The organism is Streptomyces populi, from assembly GCF_002911015.1.
GTDB lineage: Bacteria > Actinomycetota > Actinomycetes > Streptomycetales > Streptomycetaceae > Streptomyces > Streptomyces populi.
Genome location: NZ_KZ626842.1, coordinates 31,102 through 50,987 on the forward strand (window position 1 = coordinate 31,102; position 19,886 = coordinate 50,987).

The 19,886-nt window shown below is 70.3% G+C and carries 13 protein-coding genes and 4 pseudogenes; 16 read left to right on the forward strand and 1 reads right to left on the reverse strand.

Features of this window, described 5'->3' with window-relative positions; all coding sequences use genetic code 11:
* Positions 1 to 196 precede the first annotated feature (196 nt).
* Positions 197 to 2,665: an excinuclease ABC subunit UvrA gene (uvrA, locus tag CW362_RS02365; protein WP_103547632.1), complete on the forward strand. Its 2,469-nt coding sequence runs from the start codon at positions 197 to 199 to the stop codon at positions 2,663 to 2,665.
* Positions 2,666 to 2,958: 293 nt separating this feature from the next.
* Here the strand turns inward: uvrA and CW362_RS02375 are convergent, their stop codons facing one another.
* Positions 2,959 to 4,740, reverse strand: a complete 1,782-nt coding sequence (locus CW362_RS02375) for a PucR family transcriptional regulator (protein ID WP_103547633.1) — start codon at positions 4,738 to 4,740, stop codon at positions 2,959 to 2,961.
* A gap of 288 nt (positions 4,741 to 5,028) precedes the next feature.
* Here CW362_RS02375 and dnaK point away from each other — a divergent pair, with 288 nt between their 5' ends.
* The 15 genes and pseudogenes from dnaK to CW362_RS02455 form a co-directional block, all read left to right on the forward strand.
* On the forward strand, positions 5,029 to 6,930 hold the full coding sequence (gene dnaK / locus CW362_RS02380) for a molecular chaperone DnaK (protein WP_103547634.1): 1,902 nt from the start codon (positions 5,029 to 5,031) through the stop codon (positions 6,928 to 6,930).
* 8 nt (positions 6,931 to 6,938) lie between these two features.
* Positions 6,939 to 7,547: a nucleotide exchange factor GrpE gene (locus CW362_RS02385; protein WP_103547635.1), complete on the forward strand. Its 609-nt coding sequence runs from the start codon at positions 6,939 to 6,941 to the stop codon at positions 7,545 to 7,547.
* Positions 7,548 to 7,553: 6 nt separating this feature from the next.
* Complete coding sequence (locus CW362_RS02390; RefSeq protein ID WP_103547636.1) at positions 7,554 to 8,501, forward strand: DnaJ C-terminal domain-containing protein; 948 nt, start codon at positions 7,554 to 7,556, stop codon at positions 8,499 to 8,501.
* Entirely contained in the window at positions 8,501 to 8,908 is a 408-nt protein-coding gene (locus CW362_RS02395) for a chaperone modulator CbpM (RefSeq protein WP_103547637.1), read from the forward strand. Before CW362_RS02390 ends, CW362_RS02395 begins: the two co-directional genes overlap by 1 nt.
* The gene (clpB, locus tag CW362_RS02400) at positions 8,899 to 11,538 is read left to right on the forward strand and encodes an ATP-dependent chaperone ClpB (RefSeq protein WP_103547638.1); all 2,640 of its coding nucleotides are present in this window, start codon (positions 8,899 to 8,901) and stop codon (positions 11,536 to 11,538) included. The genes CW362_RS02395 and clpB overlap by 10 nt, the downstream gene beginning before the upstream one ends.
* Positions 11,535 to 11,981 carry a thioredoxin gene (trxA, locus tag CW362_RS02405; RefSeq protein ID WP_103547639.1) on the forward strand — a complete coding sequence of 149 codons (447 nt, stop codon included), beginning with the start codon at positions 11,535 to 11,537 and terminating at the stop codon, positions 11,979 to 11,981. Before clpB ends, trxA begins: the two co-directional genes overlap by 4 nt.
* 5 nt (positions 11,982 to 11,986) lie before the next feature.
* The gene (locus CW362_RS02410; RefSeq protein WP_103547772.1) at positions 11,987 to 12,250 is read left to right on the forward strand and encodes a UBP-type zinc finger domain-containing protein; all 264 of its coding nucleotides are present in this window, start codon (positions 11,987 to 11,989) and stop codon (positions 12,248 to 12,250) included.
* Complete coding sequence (locus tag CW362_RS02415) at positions 12,250 to 14,055, forward strand: FAD-dependent oxidoreductase (RefSeq protein ID WP_103547640.1); 1,806 nt, start codon at positions 12,250 to 12,252, stop codon at positions 14,053 to 14,055. The genes CW362_RS02410 and CW362_RS02415 overlap by 1 nt, the downstream gene beginning before the upstream one ends.
* A gap of 348 nt (positions 14,056 to 14,403) precedes the next feature.
* A pseudogene (locus tag CW362_RS02420) lies at positions 14,404 to 14,816 on the forward strand (short-chain fatty acyl-CoA regulator family protein); the annotation flags it as partial.
* A gap of 332 nt (positions 14,817 to 15,148) precedes the next feature.
* Positions 15,149 to 15,511, forward strand: a complete 363-nt coding sequence (locus CW362_RS02425; RefSeq protein ID WP_103547641.1) for a hypothetical protein — start codon at positions 15,149 to 15,151, stop codon at positions 15,509 to 15,511.
* On the forward strand, positions 15,508 to 16,167 hold the full coding sequence (locus CW362_RS02430; RefSeq protein WP_103547642.1) for a nucleotidyl transferase AbiEii/AbiGii toxin family protein: 660 nt from the start codon (positions 15,508 to 15,510) through the stop codon (positions 16,165 to 16,167). The genes CW362_RS02425 and CW362_RS02430 overlap by 4 nt, the downstream gene beginning before the upstream one ends.
* Positions 16,168 to 16,401: 234 nt before the next feature.
* Positions 16,402 to 17,271, forward strand: a pseudogene (locus tag CW362_RS02435) (IS5 family transposase).
* 76 nt (positions 17,272 to 17,347) lie between these two features.
* Positions 17,348 to 18,181 (forward strand): annotated as a pseudogene (locus CW362_RS02440) (IS5 family transposase).
* Between the two features lie 245 nt (positions 18,182 to 18,426).
* A complete protein-coding gene (locus CW362_RS02450) occupies positions 18,427 to 19,230 on the forward strand; it encodes a class I SAM-dependent methyltransferase (protein ID WP_206300840.1) in 804 nt (267 codons plus the stop codon).
* Positions 19,231 to 19,325: 95 nt separating this feature from the next.
* Positions 19,326 to 19,859, forward strand: a pseudogene (locus CW362_RS02455) (transposase family protein); the annotation flags it as partial.
* Positions 19,860 to 19,886: the final 27 nt, after the last annotated feature.

The following is a 19,886-nucleotide window of genomic DNA, read 5'->3' on the forward strand; positions in this document are numbered from 1 at the left end:
GGCGCGCCGGTCAACGGAGCGCCCGGACCAGCGATCCGATGATCCGAACGAAGCGGCCGGCCCAGGTGGGACGGCCCCCGTGTGCGACGTCTTCGACGGGAGCGGCTCATACCGGGATTCTCCGGATGCTCGTGTGAGCGGGCCCGGTGGCGGCGCCTGTCGCGCGGTTCCCGGCGCGATCAGGTAGTCAGGAACGGTGGACAAGGACGCGACCGACCCCTTCGTGCATGTCCGGGGCGCCGGTGAGAACAACCTGCGGAACATCGATGTCGACGTTCCGCGGGACGCGATGGTCGCCTTCACCGGCGTCTCCGGTTCGGGCAAGTCCTCGCTCGCGTTCGGCACGCTCTACGCGGAGGCCCAGCGGCGCTACTTCGAGTCCGTGGCACCGTACGCCCGAAGGCTGTTGCAACAGGTCGGCGCACCGCACGTACAGGAGATCACCGGACTGCCACCGGCCGTGGCCCTGCAGCAGCGACGCGGGTCGCCCAGCTCGCGCTCGACGGTCGGCACCATCACCACGCTGTCCAATCTGCTGCGCATGCTGTACTCCCGCGCCGGCACCTATCCGCCCCGTGCCGCACGGCTGGAGGCCGAGTCGTTCTCACCCAACACCGCGGCCGGCGCCTGCCCGGAGTGCCACGGACTGGGCGTCGTGCACGACGTCACCGAGGACCTGCTCGTCCCGGACCCCTCGCTCAGCATCCGCGAGGGGGCGATCGCCGCCTGGCCGGGCGCCTGGCAGGGCGCCAACCTGCGCAGTGTCGTGAACGGCCTGGGGATCGACATCGACCGACCGTGGCGCAGGCTCAGGAAGAAGGACCGGGACTGGCTGCTGTACACGGACGAGCAGCCCTCCGTGTACATCGAGCCGGAGGAGGACCGCGTCGACTACGGCTACCAGGGCAAGTTCTGGAGCGCCCGCAAGCACGTCATGCACGTCCTCGCCGACTCCAAGAGCGAGAAGATGCGCGAACGGGCGCTCCGGTTCGTCAGGAGTGTGCCCTGCCCCGAGTGTCACGGCAGCGGACTGCGGCCCGAGGCGCTCGCCGTGACCTTCGCCGGACGGTCCATCGCCGAGATCAACGCGATGCCGCTCACCGAGGTCGTGGCGCTGCTGCGGCCCGTCGCGGGGCGGTCCGAGGCCGATGCCACCACGTCGACCGCCCGGTCCGGGGAGACGACCGAGGTCGCGGTCCGGATCTGCGGCGATCTGGTCGCGCGGGTCGAGGTACTGCTCGACCTGGGCCTCGGATACCTCAGCCTCGGGCGCCGCTCGACGACCTTGTCGCCCGGCGAGGCGCAGCGCCTGCGGATCGCCACCCAGCTGCGTTCGGGGCTGTTCGGCGTCGTCTACGTCCTCGACGAACCCTCCGCGGGCCTGCACCCGGCGGACGCGGAACCGCTGCTGGACGTGCTGGACCGCCTCAAGGCGGCGGGCAACTCGCTGTTCGTCGTGGAGCACGACATGGAGGTCGTACGGCGGGCGGACTGGGTGGTCGACATCGGCCCCGGCGCGGGCGAGGGCGGCGGACGCGTGCTGTACAGCGGCCCGGTCGCCGGTCTCGAGCGGGTCGGGGAGTCGGCCACGAGCCGGTACCTGTTCGGGCGCGCCCAGCCGCTCGATCACCGCCCGCGCGCACCGCACGGCTGGCTGCACCTGAGCGGCGTCTCCCGCCACAATCTGCACGACGTGTCCGTCGACGTACCGCTCTGCGTACTGACGGCGGTGACGGGCGTGTCCGGTTCCGGGAAGTCGACGCTGGTGACGCAGGTGCTCGCCGAGGTCGTCCGCGGCCACCTCGGACTCGCACCCGAGGAGCCCGACGAGGCGCGGCTGGAGGTCGACGTCCAGGACGCGTCGGGGGTCGAGTCGTTCGACCGGCTGGTCCGGGTCGACCAACGGCCCATCGGCCGGACTCCCCGGTCCAACCTGGCCACGTACACGGGCATGTTCGACGCGGTGCGCAAGCTGTACGCGGCGACGGACGAGGCCAGGGCGCGCGGCTACTCGGCCGGGCGGTTCTCCTTCAACGTCCCCGAAGGGCGGTGCGAGACCTGCCAGGGCGAAGGATTCGTCGCGGTCGAACTGCTGTTCCTGCCCGGCACCTACGCGCCGTGCCCGACCTGCGAGGGCGCCCGGTACAACGCCGAGACGCTGGAAGTCACCCACCGCGGCAAGAACATCGCGGACGTGCTGGCGCTGTCCGTCGACGCCGCCGCCGAGTTCCTGTCGACCGTCCCGGCCGCCTCCCGCAGCCTGGAGACGTTGCGCGAGGTGGGACTGGGGTACCTGCGGCTGGGCCAGCCCGCGACGGAACTCAGCGGTGGTGAGGCCCAACGCATCAAACTGGCCACCGAACTGCAGCGGGCCCGCCGCGGGCACGCGCTCTACCTGCTCGACGAGCCGACGGCGGGGCTGCACCCCGCGGACATCGCGCTGCTGCTGCGACAGCTGCACCGGCTCGTCGACGCCGGCAACACGGTCGTCCTCGTCGAGCACGACCTGGACACGATCGCCACCGCCGACTGGGTCATCGACCTCGGGCCGGGCGGCGGCGACGCGGGCGGGCGGGTGGTCGCGGCGGGTCCGCCGGCCAAGGTGGCGAGGGCCCGCCGCAGCGCCACCGCGCCCTATCTCGCGGCCCGGCTCGCGCGCTCCTGACGACGGCGCGGAAGGCTGAGCACCGGTCGGCCGGATTCGGGGCGCCGCCGCGCGTCGCCGTGCCGCGTCCCGGCCTGTGGCGGACGGCGCTCGCGTGGTGTCCCGTCCGTGCCACCCGGGTCGGCGTGGCTCCGAGTACCCGGGCCACGGCACCCAGTGCCTCGACCTTCAGGAGTCGCCCCCGCGCGATCGGATCGAACCGAGGAAGGGACACCCACCCACTGCGGCTCTGTGACAGGGCGGCTCGCCCAACTGCTCCTGACACCGCTCGCGCAAAGGTTCTGGCGAGGCGATCAGCCGGGCCCGCCCAGCACGATCTTCCACACTCGCGTCGCCACCTGGAGGTTCAGCCGGTCCTCGACGTCGGCGAGGTCGTTGCCGCTGATGTCGCGGATGCGCTGGAGCCGATAGCGCAGCGTGCTGCGGTGGATCGCGAGGGATTCCGCGGTCTCGTCGTAGTTGCCGCCGCAGTCGAAGTACCGGGACAGGGTCTCCACCATGGCCGTGTGGTGCCGGGAGTCGTAGTCGATGAGCTGCCCGAGCCACTCCTGGACGAACGTCTCCAGCTCCCGGTAATCGTTGCCGGGCCCCAGGATGCGGTAGAGGCCGAGCTCGTCGAAGAACGTCGTGCCGTAGCGCTCGCGTGAGTGGCGGCGCACTTCCATGGCACGCTGCGCCTCCTCGTAGCCGTGGGGTATGTCGTCCAGGGAGTCGCAAGGGGCGCTCACTCCGATCGTCCCGGAGCGTGTCCCGGTCTCCCGGGCGAGCGCCTCGTACAACGTGCGGGCGTGCGGCCTGTCGTCGGCGACCAGGACCACATGGTCGGAACGCCGGGTCAGCAGCGAGCGCATGCCCACGGCAGAGGCCGCCCGTCCCACGGTCTGCGCGAAGGAATCGTCCGCGGTCCGGTTCGGCCACTGCACCACGACGATGTAGTGGCTGCGGTGCAGGTCGTGTCCGACCGCCTCGGACCGGGCGTAGGCGCTCGCCTCGTCCGTCCCCGCCAGCAGGTCGTCGACCAGCTCGCGGTGCAGCCTCAGTTCCACTTCGGCCAGATCGCGCAGGTGCGTCAGCTCCGGGGCGAGCGACGCGGCGGCGTGTTCCAGCGCGAGCTCGGTGTGCTCGTCGGCCTCGTCCCGGGCATCGACCACGGCCAGCACGCCCAGGATCTCGCCGTGCGGGCGGACCAGGGCGATCAGCCGGTCCTTCACCCTCACCGGCCCGGCCTGACGGGCCACGGCGTGCAGCATGTCGTCCTGGCGCACGGGGTCCGGTTCGGGATAGGGGTCGGGGCGGCCGGGGCCGGTCCAGGACCTCAGGCGGCCGAAGCGGTCCTCGACCAGCGCGGGGAGTCCGGTGAGCCTGTGCAGTGCGCGGGTGATCGCTTCCTCGCCGCCGCTCGAGGCAGCCACGTCGGCCATGAGCGCGTGGACGGCCCGCTGGTACCCCAGCTCCGCCACGACGGAGATCAGCTGCCGCTGGAGGGCCGTGCGTTCGTCCCTCAGCCGGTGCAGCTCCAACGCGTCCTCGCGTCGGCGGTGGTGTGCGAAGGCGACCGACAGAGCGGCAGCGGTGTGCCGGACGAGCGTGGCGAGCAGGGATCGCTCGGCCTCGGTGGGCCGGGAGCGGGACGTCACCACGAGGTAGCCGTGGAGTCCCTCGAGTCCGCGCAGCCCCAGAGCCCGGCCCCAGGGCCGGCCGGGCACGGTCACGGGACCGTCCCGCCCGGCCAGGTCCCGCACCCTGTGGCCCGCGGCCGAGGCGTGCGTCTGCCCGTTCCTCGGGCTGGGGACCAGGTCGCCGTCCACCATGAGGTATCCGGCCTCGGCGCTGTATGGCCCCGCGGCGGCTATGTGGTCCATGGCCAGGCGCAGGATCTCGCCTTCGTCCGGGGTGTCGAACAGGACTCTGGAGAGCGCCGTCAGGTCGCGGAGGGCATGGTCGTCCGGGTTGCGAACGGGTGGGCGGGTCCATGTGCGCGCGGCCGTGGTGTGCCACCGGGCGCTGCCCTGCGGAAGGCTGCTCGCCCGGTCGGAGCGGCGATGGTACAAGCTGTGTGTCCGACTGCCGGCCATGGGATCACTCCGTTCTCCCTGAGCCTTCAGGGAGGCGAGTGGCGTTTCGCGTACCCGCTCCCGGCCGGCTTAACCGAGATGTTCGGATTCTTTCTCTCGTACTCGTAGGGCGACCCGACCCGTGCATTCCTGACTCGCCAGGCGCAGGCGTGGAGCCTCCCGGTTCGTCACCCTGGGGAGTGCTCGAGACCCTCCGCGCGCACCGGTGGGAAACCGCCGGAGGTCCCACCACCTGAACGAACGTGATCCGGAGAGTCGACGCAGGCGCCGTACCGGGAGGAGTTCCTCATGGCCAAGGCAGTGGGCATCGACCTGGGCACCACCAACTCGGTGATCGCCGTGTGGGAGGGCGGCGAGCCGTCCGTCGTGCCCAACAGCGAGGGCAACCGCACGACACCTTCCGTGGTGGCCTTCACCGACACCGGGGAACGTCTGGTGGGCCAACTGGCCCGCCGCCAGGCCATTCTCAACCCCAAGGGCACCATCTACTCGGCCAAGCGGTTCATCGGCCGGCACTTCGACGAGATACCCGACGAGGCCAGAGCGGTGGCGTACGACGTCGTCGAGGGCGACGGCGGGGCCGCCCGCTTCAAGGTGCGCGACAAGCTGTACGCGCCGGAGGAGATCAGCGCACAGGTGCTGCGCAAACTCGCCGACGACGCCTCCAAGCAGCTGGGGGAGCGGGTCACGGAGGCGGTCATCACGGTGCCCGCCTACTTCAACGACGCTCAGCGCACCGCCACCAAGGACGCCGGACGGATCGCCGGACTGGAGGTGCTGCGGATCATCAACGAGCCGACGGCGGCCGCCCTCGCGTACGGCATGGACAAGAAGGAGCACGAGACCGTCCTCGTCTTCGACCTGGGCGGCGGCACCTTCGACGTGAGCATCCTCGACGTCGGCGACGGCGTGGTGGAGGTGCGCTCCACCGCCGGCGACAGCCACCTGGGCGGCGACGACTTCGACCGGCGTCTGGTGGATCACCTCGCGGACGACTTCCAGAAGGAGAACGGCATCGACCTGCGCAAGGACCCGCAGGCGCTGCAACGACTGTTCGAGGCGGCGGAGAAGGCCAAGACCGAGCTCAGTTCGGTGACGCAGACGCAGGTCAGCCTGCCGTTCATCACCGCCGACGCCGCGGGCCCCAAGCACCTCACCGACTCGATCATGCGGTCCACGTTCGAGCAGATCACCGGCGACCTGGTGGAGCGCTGCCTGGGACCGGTGCAGCAGGCGATGGCCGACGCCAAGGTCGGCGACAGCGACATCGACGAGGTCATCCTCGTCGGCGGTTCCACCCGCATCCCCGCTGTCCAGACCCTGGTCCGCCGGCTGACCGGCGGCAAGGAACCCAACATGAGCGTCAATCCCGACGAGGTCGTGGCCCTGGGCGCCGCGATCCAGGCCGGGGTGCTCAAGGGCGAGGTCAAGGACGTCCTGCTGCTCGACGTCACCCCCTTGTCGCTGGGCCTGGAGACGCGCGGCGGAGTGATGACGAAGATCATCGAGCGGAACACCACCATCCCGGTGCGCCGCAGCGAGACCTTCTCCACCGCCGAGGACAACCAGCCGGCCGTCGATGTGGTGGTCCTCCAGGGCGAACGCGAGCTGGCCGCCGACAACCGGGTGCTGGGCCGGTTCCAGCTCACCGACATCCGGCCGGCGCCGCGGGGCGAACCGCAGATCGAGGTCACCTTCGACATCGACGCCAACGGCATCCTCAACGTCAAGGCCCGCGACCGGGACACCGGCAAGGAACAGGGCATCACCATCAGCGAGAGCTCCAACCTGGACCGCGGTGAGGTCGAACGCATGGTCCAGGAGGCCGAGAGCAACCGGGGCCAGGACCAGGCACTTCGCGAGGCCGTCGACGCCCGCAACGAACTCGACGCCGTCGCCTACCAGGTCGAGAAGCGTCTCGCCGAGCTGGGCGACGCGGCGCCCGCGCACGAGAAGGCACGCGCCGAGATGCTCGTGTCCGACGCCCGGGCGGCGGTCAAGGACGAGGCGGGCGTGGAGCGCGCGCGGCCCCTGACCTCCGAACTCCAGCAGGTGCTCGCCGGGCTGACGGCTCATCAGGGCGCAGGCGCCACGGGCGGCGGTCCCGGCCAGGACGCCGCCGCCGGCGGTCCCACGAGTGGCGGCGGCGGTGACGATGATGTCATCGACGCCGAGTTCGACAAGGGCTGAGGCGCGTCATGCCCACCCACGCCCAGGAACCCGACCGGGCCGCGTCGGATCCGGTCGTACCGGTCCCGGAAGCCGCCGGACGCTCTCCTCGCGGGGATCTGCCGCAACCGGGCCCGCCCCGGTCCGAAGCGGCGAACGACGAACCGGGACCCGACGCCGCCGGCCCCGCGCGTGCCGAGGACGAGTACACGACCGCGATCCAGGAACTGGAGGACCGCTGGCGACGCGCGCTCGCCGACCTCGACAACCTTCGCAAGCGTCACGCCAGGGAACTGGAGCGCGAACGGGCGGTCGAGCGGTCCCGCACGGCGGCCGCCTTCCTGCCCGTCCTCGACAACCTCGAACTCGCCCTGACCCACGCGGGCGCCGATCCGGGCGCGATCGTGGAGGGCGTCCGGGCCGTACGCGACCAGGCGGTCAACGTCCTCGAACTGCTCGGCTACCCGCGGCACGCGGAGACCGGCGTCGCCTTCGACCCGGCCCGGCACGAGGTGGTCGGCGTCGTCCAGGACCCCGACGCCCCACCGGGCACGGTCGTACAGGTCCTGCGCCCCGGATACGGGGACGGCGAGCGGCAGCTCAGGCCCGCCGCCGTGACCGTCGCGAAGCGGGAGTGACCGGTCATGGCGCAGGACTTCTACGAGGTGCTCGGCGTGTCGCGGACCGCGAGCCAGGACGAGATCCAGCAGGCATATCGCACACTCGCCCGCAGGCACCACCCCGACGTCAACAAGGACCCCGGGGCGGAGGAGCGCTTCAAGGACCTCAACGAGGCGTACAGCGTTCTGTCCGATCCGAAGACCCGGGCCCGCTACGACCGCTTCGGCGAGGACTTCCGCAAGATCCCCGAGGACTTCGACGAACGGGTCGCGGCCGGAGCGGGCGGCGGCTTCCGCGGTCGGAGCACCGCAGGCGGCGGTCCCCGTGTCCGGTACGCCACCGGCTTCGGCGACGACTTCGGCGCGGAGGGCATCGACATCGAGGACCTGCTCGGCTCCATGTTCGGAACCGGCGCCGCCCGGGGCGGCGTCCCCGGAGCGGACCAGGAGGCCGAACTGCCGCTCACCGTCGAGGAGGCGTACCGAGGCGGCCGCCGCACCGTCACGCTCGCCGGTCCCACCGGGCAGCCGCGGCGGTACGAGGTCGACGTGCCGCCGGGCGTCACCGACGGGCAGCGCATCCGGCTGGCGGGTGAGGGCGGCCGGGGCAGTGGCGACGCCGCCGCGGGCGACCTGTACCTGCGGGTGCGTATTCAGCCCCACCCCCGGTTCCGGCTGGACGGCCGCGACGTGCACGTCCAGGTCCCGGTCACCCCCTGGGAGGCGGCCCTGGGTGCGACCGTGCCGGTGCCCACGCCCGGCGGCGGCACGGCCAAGGTCACGGTGCCCGCGGGCTCGTCCAGCGGGCGGCGGCTGAGGCTGCGCGGCGAGGGCATGCCGAACCCGCGGGGCGCGAACGGCGACCTGTACGCCGAACTCCGCGTCATGGTGCCGCCCGCCCTCGGTGACCGGGAGCGCGAACTGTTCGAGGAGCTCGCCGCCACTTCCCCGTTCGACCCCAGGAGGACGTGATGAACGACCGACCCACGGGAGCGGCAGGCATCGGCCGGGCCGGCGTGGGCGCCCGACCGGTGCGGACGGGCGCCGACCTCACCGCCTCGACGGCTGTCCGGTACGCGCTCGTGCCCGTCCCCAGGCTCTCCCTGGCCGCCGTGGCCCTTCGCTCGGGCCTCCACCCCGATCTGATCCGCCGGTTCGTCGCCCTCGGCCTGGTCGACGCCGAACGCGACGCCGCGGGGCGCCTGGTGTTCGACCCCGCGGCCCCGGCGGTCCTCGCCCGCATCCAGCGGCTGCGCACCGGACTCTGCCTCAACTACGCATCCATCGGCCTGGTGCTCGACCTGCTCGACCGCATCAGCCTGCTCGAAGCCGCCCTGCGCGGCCGCGGCACGAGGAGTGAAACACCCCCATGGACATGAACCGTCTCACCCAGAAGTCCCAGGAAGCCCTCCAGGAGGCCCAGACCGCGGCCGTCGGCATGGGGCACACCGAGGTCGACGGGGAACACCTGCTGCTCGCACTGCTCGATCAGGAGGACGGTCTGATCCCGCGGTTGCTGCAACAGGCCGGCACCGAGCCGCAGGAACTGCGCGCTGCCGTGAGGGAGGAACTCTCCCGCCGCCCGAAGGTCACCGGCCCCGGCGCGGCGCCCGGCCAGGTCTTCGTCACCCAGCGCCTCGCCCGCCTGTTCGACGCCGCCGAACGGGAGGCCAAACGCCTCAAGGACGAGTACGTGTCCGTGGAGCACCTCCTGCTCGCGCTGGCCGAGGAGAGCTCTTCGACCGCCGCCGGGCGGCTGCTCAAACAGGCCGGCATCACCAGGGACTCGTTCCTGAGCGCGCTCACCCAGGTCCGCGGCAACCAGCGCGTCACCTCCGCCAACCCCGAAGTGGCCTACGAGGCGCTGGAGAAGTACGGCCGCGACCTGGTCCTCGAGGCTCGGTCCGGGCGGCTGGACCCGGTCATCGGCCGGGACGCGGAGATCCGCCGCGTCACCCAGATCCTCAGCCGCAAGACCAAGAACAACCCCGTCCTCATCGGCGACCCCGGCGTCGGCAAGACCGCCATCGTCGAGGGCCTGGCCCAGCGCATCGTTCGCGGCGACGTCCCCGAGGGCCTGCGCGACAAGACGGTGTTCGCCCTCGACATGGGCTCCCTGGTCGCCGGCGCCAAGTACCGCGGCGAGTTCGAGGAACGGCTCAAGGCCGTGCTCAGCGAGGTCAAGGCCGCCGAGGGACGGATCCTGCTCTTCGTCGACGAGTTGCACACGGTCGTCGGCGCGGGCGCCGCCGAAGGGGCCATGGACGCCGGCAACATGCTCAAGCCGATGCTCGCCCGCGGCGAACTGCACATGATCGGCGCGACCACCCTCGACGAGTACCGCAAGCACATCGAGAAGGACGCCGCCCTCGAACGCCGCTTCCAGCAGGTCCTGGTCGACGAGCCGAGCGTGGAGGACACCATCTCCATCCTGCGCGGACTGCGCGAACGCCTGGAGGTCTTCCACGGCGTGAAGATCCAGGACACCTCGCTGGTCGCGGCAGCGACGCTCTCCCACCGCTACATCACCGACCGTTTCCTGCCCGACAAGGCCATCGACCTCGTCGACGAGGCCTGTGCCCGGCTGCGTACGGAGATCGACTCCATGCCCGCCGAACTCGACGAGATCACCCGCCGGGTGACACGCCTGGAGATCGAGGACGCGGCCCTGTCCAAGGAGACCGACCCCGCCAGCAAGGCCCGCCTGGGGGAGCTGCGCAAAGAACTGGCCGACCTGCGCGGCGAGGCCGACGCCAAACGCGCCCAGTGGGAGGCCGAACGGCAGGCGATCCGCCGTGTGCAGGAACTGCGCCAGGAACTGGAGCAGGTCCGCCACGAGGCGGAGGAGGCCGAACGCGCCTACGACCTCAACCGCGCCGCCGAACTCCGCTACGGCCGACTCCAGGACCTGGAGCGCCGACTGGCCGCGGAGGAGGAGCAGCTGGCCTCCAAACAAGGGGAGAACCGGCTGCTGCGCGAGGTCGTCACCGAGGAGGAGATCGCCGAGATCGTCGCCGCCTGGACCGGCATCCCCGTCGCCCGCCTCCAGGAGGGCGAACGCGAGAAGCTGCTGCGCCTCGACGAGATCCTGCGCGAGCGTGTCATCGGCCAGGACGAAGCCGTCAAACTCGTCACCGACGCCATCATCCGCGCCCGCTCCGGCATCCGCGACCCACGCCGCCCCATCGGCTCGTTCATCTTCCTCGGCCCCACCGGCGTCGGGAAGACCGAGCTGGCCAAGACCGTCGCCCGGACCCTGTTCGACTCCGAGGAGAACATGGTCCGCCTCGACATGAGCGAGTACCAGGAGCGGCACACCGTCAGCCGGCTCATGGGCGCACCGCCCGGATACGTCGGCTACGAGGAAGGCGGCCAGCTCACCGAGGCCGTACGCCGCAAGCCGTACTCGGTCGTGCTGTTCGACGAGGTCGAGAAGGCGCACACCGACGTCTTCAACACCCTGCTGCAGATCCTCGACGACGGCCGCATCACCGATGCCCAGGGCCGCACGGTCGACTTCCGCAACACCGTGATCATCATGACGTCCAACATCGGCTCCGAGCACCTCCTCGACGGCGCCACCGCCGAAGGCGAGATCAAGCCCGACGCCCGCGCCCTGGTGATGGGCGAGCTGCGCGGGCACTTCCGCCCGGAGTTCCTCAACCGCGTCGACGACATCGTGCTGTTCAAACCGCTCGGCGAGCAGCAGATCGAGCGGATCGTGGAGCTGCAGTTCGACGAACTGCGGCAGCGGCTCGCCGAACGCCGCATCACCGTCGAACTCACCCCCGCCGCCCGGGAGGTGATCGCCCACCAGGGCTACGACCCGGTGTACGGGGCCCGGCCACTGCGCCGCTACATCTCCCACGAGGTCGAGACGCTGGTCGGACGCGCCCTGCTGCGCGGCGACGTCCAGGACGGCGCGACGGTCCGCGTCGACGCCCAGCACGGAGAGCTGGTGGTCACCTACGACCAGCCCGAGGACGTGAAGGGAGCGCGGGCGGCATGAGCACGATGCAGGCGACGACCGTCAGGTGTCCGAACTGCGGGCGCACCAACAGGGTGCCCGCGGCCGCGGAGGGCCGCCCCAAGTGCGGCCACTGCAAGCAGCCCCTGCCGTGGATGGTGGACGCGGGCGACGACGACTTCACCGAGGTCGCCGAGCGGGCCGACGTCCCCGTCGTGGTCGACCTGTGGGCCACCTGGTGCGGCCCCTGCCGCATGGTCAGCCCCGCGCTGGAGAAGGTCGCCACCGATCTCGCCGGCCGCATCAAACTCGTCAAGGTCGACATCGACAAGAACCCGCGGCTGTCACAGCGTTTCGAGGTCCAGGCGGTACCGACGCTGCTCGTCCTCGACCAGGGCGAGACGGTCGCCCGGCAGGCGGGGGCGGCGCCCGCCCCCGCTCTGCGCCACTGGGTGGAACAGTCGATCACAGCCCGGGAAGGGTGATCAGGATGACCCTGCACGCAGACCCCCACCTCGCGCTCGTCCGGCCGGTCCGGCCGCTGACCCCAGAAGGGTGCCAGGAGTGTCTGCTGCTCGGCTCCCCGTGGGTCCACCTGAGGCTCTGCCTGACCTGCGGGCACGTCGGCTGCTGCGACTCCTCTCCGAACAAGCACGCACGCAGGCACGCGGCTGCCGTCGACCATCCGATCGTGCAGTCGTTCCAGCCCGGCGAGGAATGGCGCTGGTGCTACGTCCACGAGGCGTTCGTCTGATGTCCGGCGACCAGTCGCCGCCGGGCGAAGGACCTATGCCGCGGGAGGCGACCTTCCCGGAGACCCCGGACATCTGCGGGGCGTATCCGCGCCTTGCGGAGGACCAGATCGCACGTCTGGCGGAGCACGGGCAACGCCGGAGCATGGCTCCCGACGACGTGCTGATCCGGGAAGGGGAGCGCTGCGAGACGTTCTTCGTCGTCCTCAGCGGTACCGTCGCCGTCGTCGAGGACTACGGGACTCCCGAGGAGCACGTGCTGCGCGTGCACGGCCCCGGTCGTTTCATCGGCGAACTCGGGCTGCTGCACGGACAGGTGGCCTTCTACACCGCTGTCGCCAGGGAGCCGGGCGAAGTCCTCGTCGTCTCCCTGGACCGGCTGCGCCACCTGGTGTCCCAGGACCCCTCCATCGGGGACGTCGTGCTGCGCGCCTGCCTGGGCCGTCGCGCGCTGCTCGTCGGACAGGGCGCCGGCTTCCGCATCATCGGCTCGCGCTACTCGCCCGACACCCGGCGGCTGCGCGAGTTCGCCGTCCGCAACCGGCTGCCGCACCGCTGGATCGACCTGGAGACCGACGAGGAGGCCGAGGACCTGCTGCGCCGCTTCGGCGTCGGACCGGAGGAGACACCGCTCGTCATCTGGCGGGACACCACCCTGTTGCGCAACCCCAGCAACGCGGAACTGGCCCGGCTCATCGGCCTGCCGCAACTGCCCGCCGGAATCCGTCACGGCGACGTCCTCATCGTCGGCTCCGGACCCGGCGGCCTCGCTGCCGCGGTGTACGCCGCCTCCGAGGGCCTGAGCACCACCGTGGTGGAGGCGATGGCCACAGGCGGCCAGGCCGGCACGTCGTCCCGCATCGAGAACCTGCTCGGCTTCCCCGCCGGCATCTCCGGCGCCGAACTCACCGAACGTGCCGTGCTCCAGGCCGACAAGTTCGGCGCCAGGATCAGCATTCCGGTGGAAGCGACCGCTCTCCATCACAAGGACGAGGACCACTACGTGGTGGCGTTCGCCGACGGCAGCGAGATCGCCGCCCGCGCCGTCGTCCTGGCCACGGGCGCCCGCTACCGCCGGCTCCAGGTGCCCGGCATCGAACGCCTGGAGGGAACGAGCGTCCACTACTCGGCGACCGTCTACGAGGCCCAGCAGTGCCGCACCGACCCGGTGGCCGTCGTCGGCGGAGGCAACTCGGCGGGCCAGGCGGTGCTGTTCCTCGCCGGGTACGCGCCGAAGGTGCACCTGCTGGTCCGAGGACCCAGCCTCGAGGCCAACATGTCCCGCTACCTGGTCGAGCAGGTCGAACGCCACCCGCGGGTGGAGGTCATGCTGCACACCGAAGTCACCGAGGTCATCGGCCAGGAGGTGCTGGAGGAGCTCGACGTGGTCGACAACCGCACGGGCGGGCACCGCCGACTCGCGGCAGGGGGGCTGTTCGTCTTCACCGGCGCCGACCCCCACACCGAGTGGCTCGCCGACAGCATCGCCCTCGACTCCCGCGGCTTCGTCCTCACCGGCCCGGAGGCCCAGGAGGCCTGCGCCCACCCGGAGGTGTGGCACGGCCGGGGGCGCTCGTGCATGACCCTGGAGACCAGCCTGCCCGGGATCTTCGCGGTGGGGGACGTCCGCAGCGGCTCGGTGAAGCGGGTGGCCTCGGCGGCCGGTGAGGGCGCGATGGCCATCCACTTCGTGCACCGGCACCTGGGGCACTCGGCCGCACCCGGCACCACGGGCACGCCCGCTGCCGCGGGCGGCTCGGACGCCTCCCCACGCACACGTCACAAGGAGTCCGCATGGCTCGCATGACGAACGGCGGGCGATGAGATCACGAGAAGGAAGATGGAGGCGATGGCGGTGGCCGTGCCCGTCCGGCGGCACCGCGGTGGCGGTCTGAAGGAAAGGCCCGTCCGGGCACCCACCCCTCTCAGCCCCCTGGTCGAGGTCGACGAACTGCTCAACCAGGTGAGCGGCCTGCGGGAGTCGGCGGCGGGCGCGACACCGGCGGCCGCGTGGACGCCTCTCGCGAACGTGTCGGAGTCCGACGACGCGTTCCACAGAGATGGGGATACGGCCTGCACGGTGCGGTTGGTCGGCATGGTCCCGACGCACACGTCAGAGCCCGGGCTACCGACCGATCATGGCCCGATCGCCCACCGCATCCACCTCCAGATCCGAAATGCCCGAGGAACATCGCTACTTGTGGACCGGGCGTGCCGTCACCCGGCACCGCGGCGACCGGGGCGAACCCGGCAAGACCTTCGCCATCGTCCTCGGCTGCGAGATCCGCCACGCCCCACCGCCTCGTCTACGCCGACGGCCTCGACCTCACCGATGTCTCCGCCGCCACCCACATAGGCATGGGCTGCCGCGTCTGCGAACGCCTCGACTGCCCCCAGCACGCCGCACCACCTCTCGGCCACCCGCTGCGGATCGACCAGGACCTGGCCGGCTCTCGTCTTCTCACGCGACATCAAAAAAGTCAGCAACGGGTCAGTGTGAGTCCTCGAACACCTGGCGACAGCAGACCGAACATGCGAAACGATGTAATCTCCGAAGACCGCCCTTGACCTGCAGTGGCAGGCAGGGAGCAGACGAATCGGGAGTTTCTTCGTGTTTCGTACAGTATTCAAGTCCAAGATCTAGAATCTGGGCGTTTGTGCAGGTCAGGAGCCTTGTGGGGTTGCTCAGGTCAGCAAATGGTCAGCATCGGGCGTGGGAGCGTCCCAGCTCGCTGACCTGGCGGCCGCCGTGGCGGGGGCCTGCGTGGGTGGGCGATGACGTGCTGAGCGCGCCCCCTGGGTGAGATGTCCGAGGGAAGGACGGGCGGCGCCCGACCCGTACGTACGACGGGGACCCCGTATCAGCCATGCCGCCGCCTCCCGGCAGCGATACTGGACGCATGGACGCGACGACCACCGCCCCCCGTGCCGAGGTGCTGCGGGACCGCTACCGCAGCCGACTGCCCGAGCGCTTGCAGGAGCTGGCCGGCCCCGTCGAGGGCGATGTGGACCTGCCGCTCCACATCGTCTGGTCCGGGCGGACGAGCTACAGCCTGGACCGTCCGAAGTCCTGCATGACGCTCTACCGGACCGTCCTCGCCGAAGGACTGAGCGAGGACCTGGTGGCTCTCCTGCACCACCGGCTGCTCGCCGAGCAGTGGCCCGTGCTGCGACGCTTGATCAGTCCCTACATCCGCGAGGTCTGGGAGGACGCCTTCCCCGAGCTGCTCCGCACCGCTCCGGCCGGCACGACCGCCGCGTGAAGCTCACTCCGCTCCACGAGCGTCTCCTCGCCGACATCCTCGACCTCGGCTCCCCCTACCCTCTGGTCCTCACCGGCGGATACGCCGTGCAGGCCCACGGCCTGGTCGAACGCTTCAGCCGTGACCTCGACGTCGCCACCGAGAACCCCGCTCCGATGCAGGAGATCGTCGCCTCACTCACAGCGGGCCTCAGCGCGCGCGGATGGCGGACCACGCACGTCCAGACCGATCCGCTCAGCGGCCGGTTCCTCGTCACCGATCCGGACACCGGCGAGGAGTGCGAGGTCGACGTCCTCAAGGAGGCGTTCTGGGCCCCGCCTGCCCAGACCCCCTACGGCCCCGTTCTTTCCCTCGACGACGTGATCGGCACCAAGGTCCGTGCCCTCGCCGACCGCGGCACCGTCCGCGACCTCATCGACGTCCAGGCCGCCTCCCGTCACCGCTCCACCGCCGACCTCGAATCCCTGGGCCGCCGTCGCGCCCACGACGAGTTCAGCCTCGAAGACCTTCGGGACCGGCTGATCGGCGCGGACTGGTACGAGGACGAGGACTACACCGCGTACGGGCTCACCTCCCGGCAGATCGAAGAACTCAAGGCGTGGGCGCTGGAGTGGGCGGAGGATCTGGGTGCGCGGATCCATGACGAGAACACCTGAGAGGTCGTTTTCGCCTGTCCTGCCTGGTTATTAGGCGATTCTCTGGGTGATGGATGGTGGTGCAGGCGAGGTCTTGGAGGCCGTCGATACCTGCGGGTCAGGGGATGTTGCTGATGGGGCGGAAAGGGCCGCAATCCTGTCTCATCCCAGGATGCCCGGTCCTCGAGGTTGTGTGCTTCGAGCGCCGATTCGGCGCGACTGGGCGCACTCGGGTCGGGGCAGTACGCCGGAAGCATGGCCAAGCGACGCCCGTATCCGAGTGATCTGTCCGATGCCCGCTGGGAGTTGATCGAGCCGGTCCTGGCGGCCTGGCGCTTCGAGCGCCGCGGCAGAGCTCTGGACTTCGGCCGGCCGCCCGAGCACGACCTGCGCGACATCATGGACGCGATCTTGTACGTGGACCGCACCGGCGTCCAGTGGCGCTACCTCCCGCACGACTTCCCGCACTGGAACACGGTCTACGGCTACTTCGCCAGGTGGCAGCAGGAAGGCGTGTTCGCCCAGCTCAACGGCCTGCTCAGGTAACTCTTGCGACAGAAGGAGGGACGGGAGGCCGAACCGTCTGCCTGCGTGATCGACGCGCAGAGCGTGAAAACCTCCACCAGCGCGCTCGCCTCCAGCCAGGGCATCGACGCCGGGAAGAAGATCGTGGGCAGGAAGCGGAGCATCGTCACCGACACGATCGGCCTTCTCCTCGCCGTGCTGGTCACTGCGGCGAGCGTGCAGGACTCTATCGCCGGCACCCAGCTCCTGGACCAGGTGGCCGCCGAACATCCCGGCATCCGCAAGGTGTGGGTCGACGGCGGCTACCGCCACCACCTCGTCGAGCACGCCGCCGGCCTCGGCATCGACATGGAAATCACTCAACGCAAGCCCGGAACCAGGGGATTCACCCCGATTCCGAAGCGGTGGGTGGTCGAGCGGACCTACGGCTGGCTCATGCTCCATCGCCGCCTGGCCCGCGACTACGAAACCCTGACCGCCCGCTCCGAAGCCATGATCCACATCGCCATGACCGACCTCATGACCCGCCGCCTCACCGGCGAGAACACCATCTCCTGGCGTGACCCGACACCACAGACCAAACACCAGATTCCGGGATGAAACGACGGAAGAAAACGACCTCTAACAGAAGCTGTTGATCATGTGACCTCCAGCTTGGACGGTCGTTGGTCCGAGTGTGGGAACACGTCAGTCGCGTCCTTGGATCGTGTCGGATGAACTGTGGTCGCTGATCGAGTCGTTGCTGCCCGAGCCGGGTCCGAAGCTGGTCGAGGGCAGGCTGCGGATCCCGGACCGGCAAGCCTTGTGCGGGATCCTGTTCGTGCTGCGCACCGGCATCCAGTGGGAGTACCTGCCCCAGGAGCTGGGCTTCGGCTCGGGCATGACCTGCTGGCGGCGTCTGGCCGCGTGGAACGAGGCCGGCGTGTGGGACGAACTGCACCTGGTGCTGCTGAGGAGGCTGCGGGCGGCGAAGAAGCTGGACTGGTCGCGGGCGGTGATCGACTCCTCCCATGTCCGGGCGACCCGGCAGGGCCCAAAAGCGGACCCAGCCCGGTCGACCGAGCGCGTCCGGGCAGCAAGCACCACGTCGTCACCGACGCCCAGGGCATCCCGCTCGCGGTGTCGCTGACCGGCGGGAACCGCAATGACGTCACGCAGTTGGTGCCTCTGATCGACAAGATCCCGGCGGTTGCCGGCGTCGTCGGCCAGCCGCGACGTCGGCCAGCCGCGACGTCGGCCCGACGCGCTTCTTGTGGACCGCGGTTACGATCACGACAAGTACCGCCGCCTGCTCCGGGCCCGTGGCATCCGATCCGTGATCGCCGAACGCGGCCAACCACACGGCTCCGGCCTGGGCGTCTTCCGCTGGGTCGTCGAGCCGACCATCGCCTGGCTCCACGGCTTCCGCCGCCTGCGCATCCGCTGGGAACGACGCGACGACATCCACGAAGCATTCCTAGGCCTCGCCACCTGCCTCATCACCCACCGACACGTCCAACGCCTTTGTTAAGACCTCTAAAGCGCTCCGCAGTGAACGCGCGCTTGCCGGCCGCAGTCCCCATCGTGGCCGATGGGGCGCTGGTGGAGTGGGGACCTGCGTCGATGCGGCGTGTCGCGGTTTCCCGCGAAATCCGGTGGAGTCTCAGCGGCCGGAGGTGGTTGGGTCCTGCTCAATGCTTCGCTGACACGGCCCGGCACAGTGCGAGGCGCAAGGTCCGAATCGCAGGCGCGATCTAGCACGCGTGTCGTCGAGTGATGGAGGTTGTCGCGGTGGCTGGTTATGGGGCGCTTTCCGACGTATACGAGTGGCTGATCGGGGACGACAGGTTGACCCCCGCCCAGGCAGCCGCGGTTTACTGCAGCGATGTCGTGGGCTCTCTGCCGCCCAACGCGCGCGTCCTCGACTGCGCGTGTGGAACCGGCCAGCTCGCCGTCGGTCTCGCGGGTCTTGGCCTTGACGTGGTCGCCGCAGACGCCAGCAATGGGATGGTTCGCCGGACCGAGAAGGCCGCCGACGAGCAGGGTGTCTCGCTTCGAGCCCTCCGCGCGAGCTGGGACGAGCTGCCCGACCACCTGGAGGACTCCACGTTCGATCTGGTGTTCTGCGTCGGCAACTCGCTCGGGCACGCCGAGGGCGCAGCCGGGCGCCTGACCGCACTGGAAGCGATGTCGCGGCTGCTGAATCCGGGCGGACGCCTCGTGCTCACGTCACGCAACTGGGAGCTCGTGCGCTCCGCCGGCTCACGGGTAGACGTCCGCGATCGACTCATCCGCCGCAACGACCGCGATGCGGTCGTCAGCTACTACTGGCAGATCGAGCAGCGCTGGGAGCAGGAACACTTCCTCGAGATCGTGGTCGCCCAGATCGAGCCGGATGGGGCAGTGCGAGCCTGCTCGGAGCGGTTGTCCATCTGGCCCTACCGGTACGAGGACCTCGTGGCGCAGTTGCGCAGTGTCGGGCTCACGGTGCAGTCCACCACCTTCGACCCCGAGAGCGATGGATACCTGGTGGTCGCCAGCCGCGACCAGGCGCGAGGCACGTCTGAGCCGACGCGCTGATCCGCCTTTCGTCGTTGCCGACCTGCCGGCTCGCGACCGCCTGCAGCGGGTTCTTCGCAAAGTGTTCAGCGCTTGAAGCGGTTGCTGCGGGTGCGGTCCTCGCCGCGCCGGCTTCCGACCTGCGGGCCGCGGCCTGCACCGCCTCCACCAAGGCATTCGTGATCCTGGACGGCACGCCGCTGCCGATCGACCGAATCGCGGCCGACCGGTCCTTCTGCTTTGGGAAACATGAGAAGCACGGCAGGAACGTGCAGATCATCACCGATCCCGCCGGGCGACTGGTGTGGGCGTCGCCTGCACTGCCCGGCGCGGTTCACGACATCAAGGCCGCGCGAATCCACGGCATCATCGACGTCCTGGAGGAAGCCGGCGTGGAGTGCTGGGCCGACAAGGGTTGCCGAGGCGTCCGGCGGCACCATACGGCTGCCCTGTTAGGGTCGCTGGGAGACGCTTTCCGCAGGTTCAGCAGGCTGTCAACCGCTCGCATGCGAGGATCCGTGCGCTCGTCGAGCAGGCCATGGCCACCCTCAAGTCCTGGCGGCTCCTGCGCGAAGCTGCGATGTTCCACGACTCGCATCACCAGCCTGGTTCAGGTCGTCCTCACCTTGCATCTGACCTGTTCAACCTGAGGTTGGAAACAGCTCACGGACTGCCTC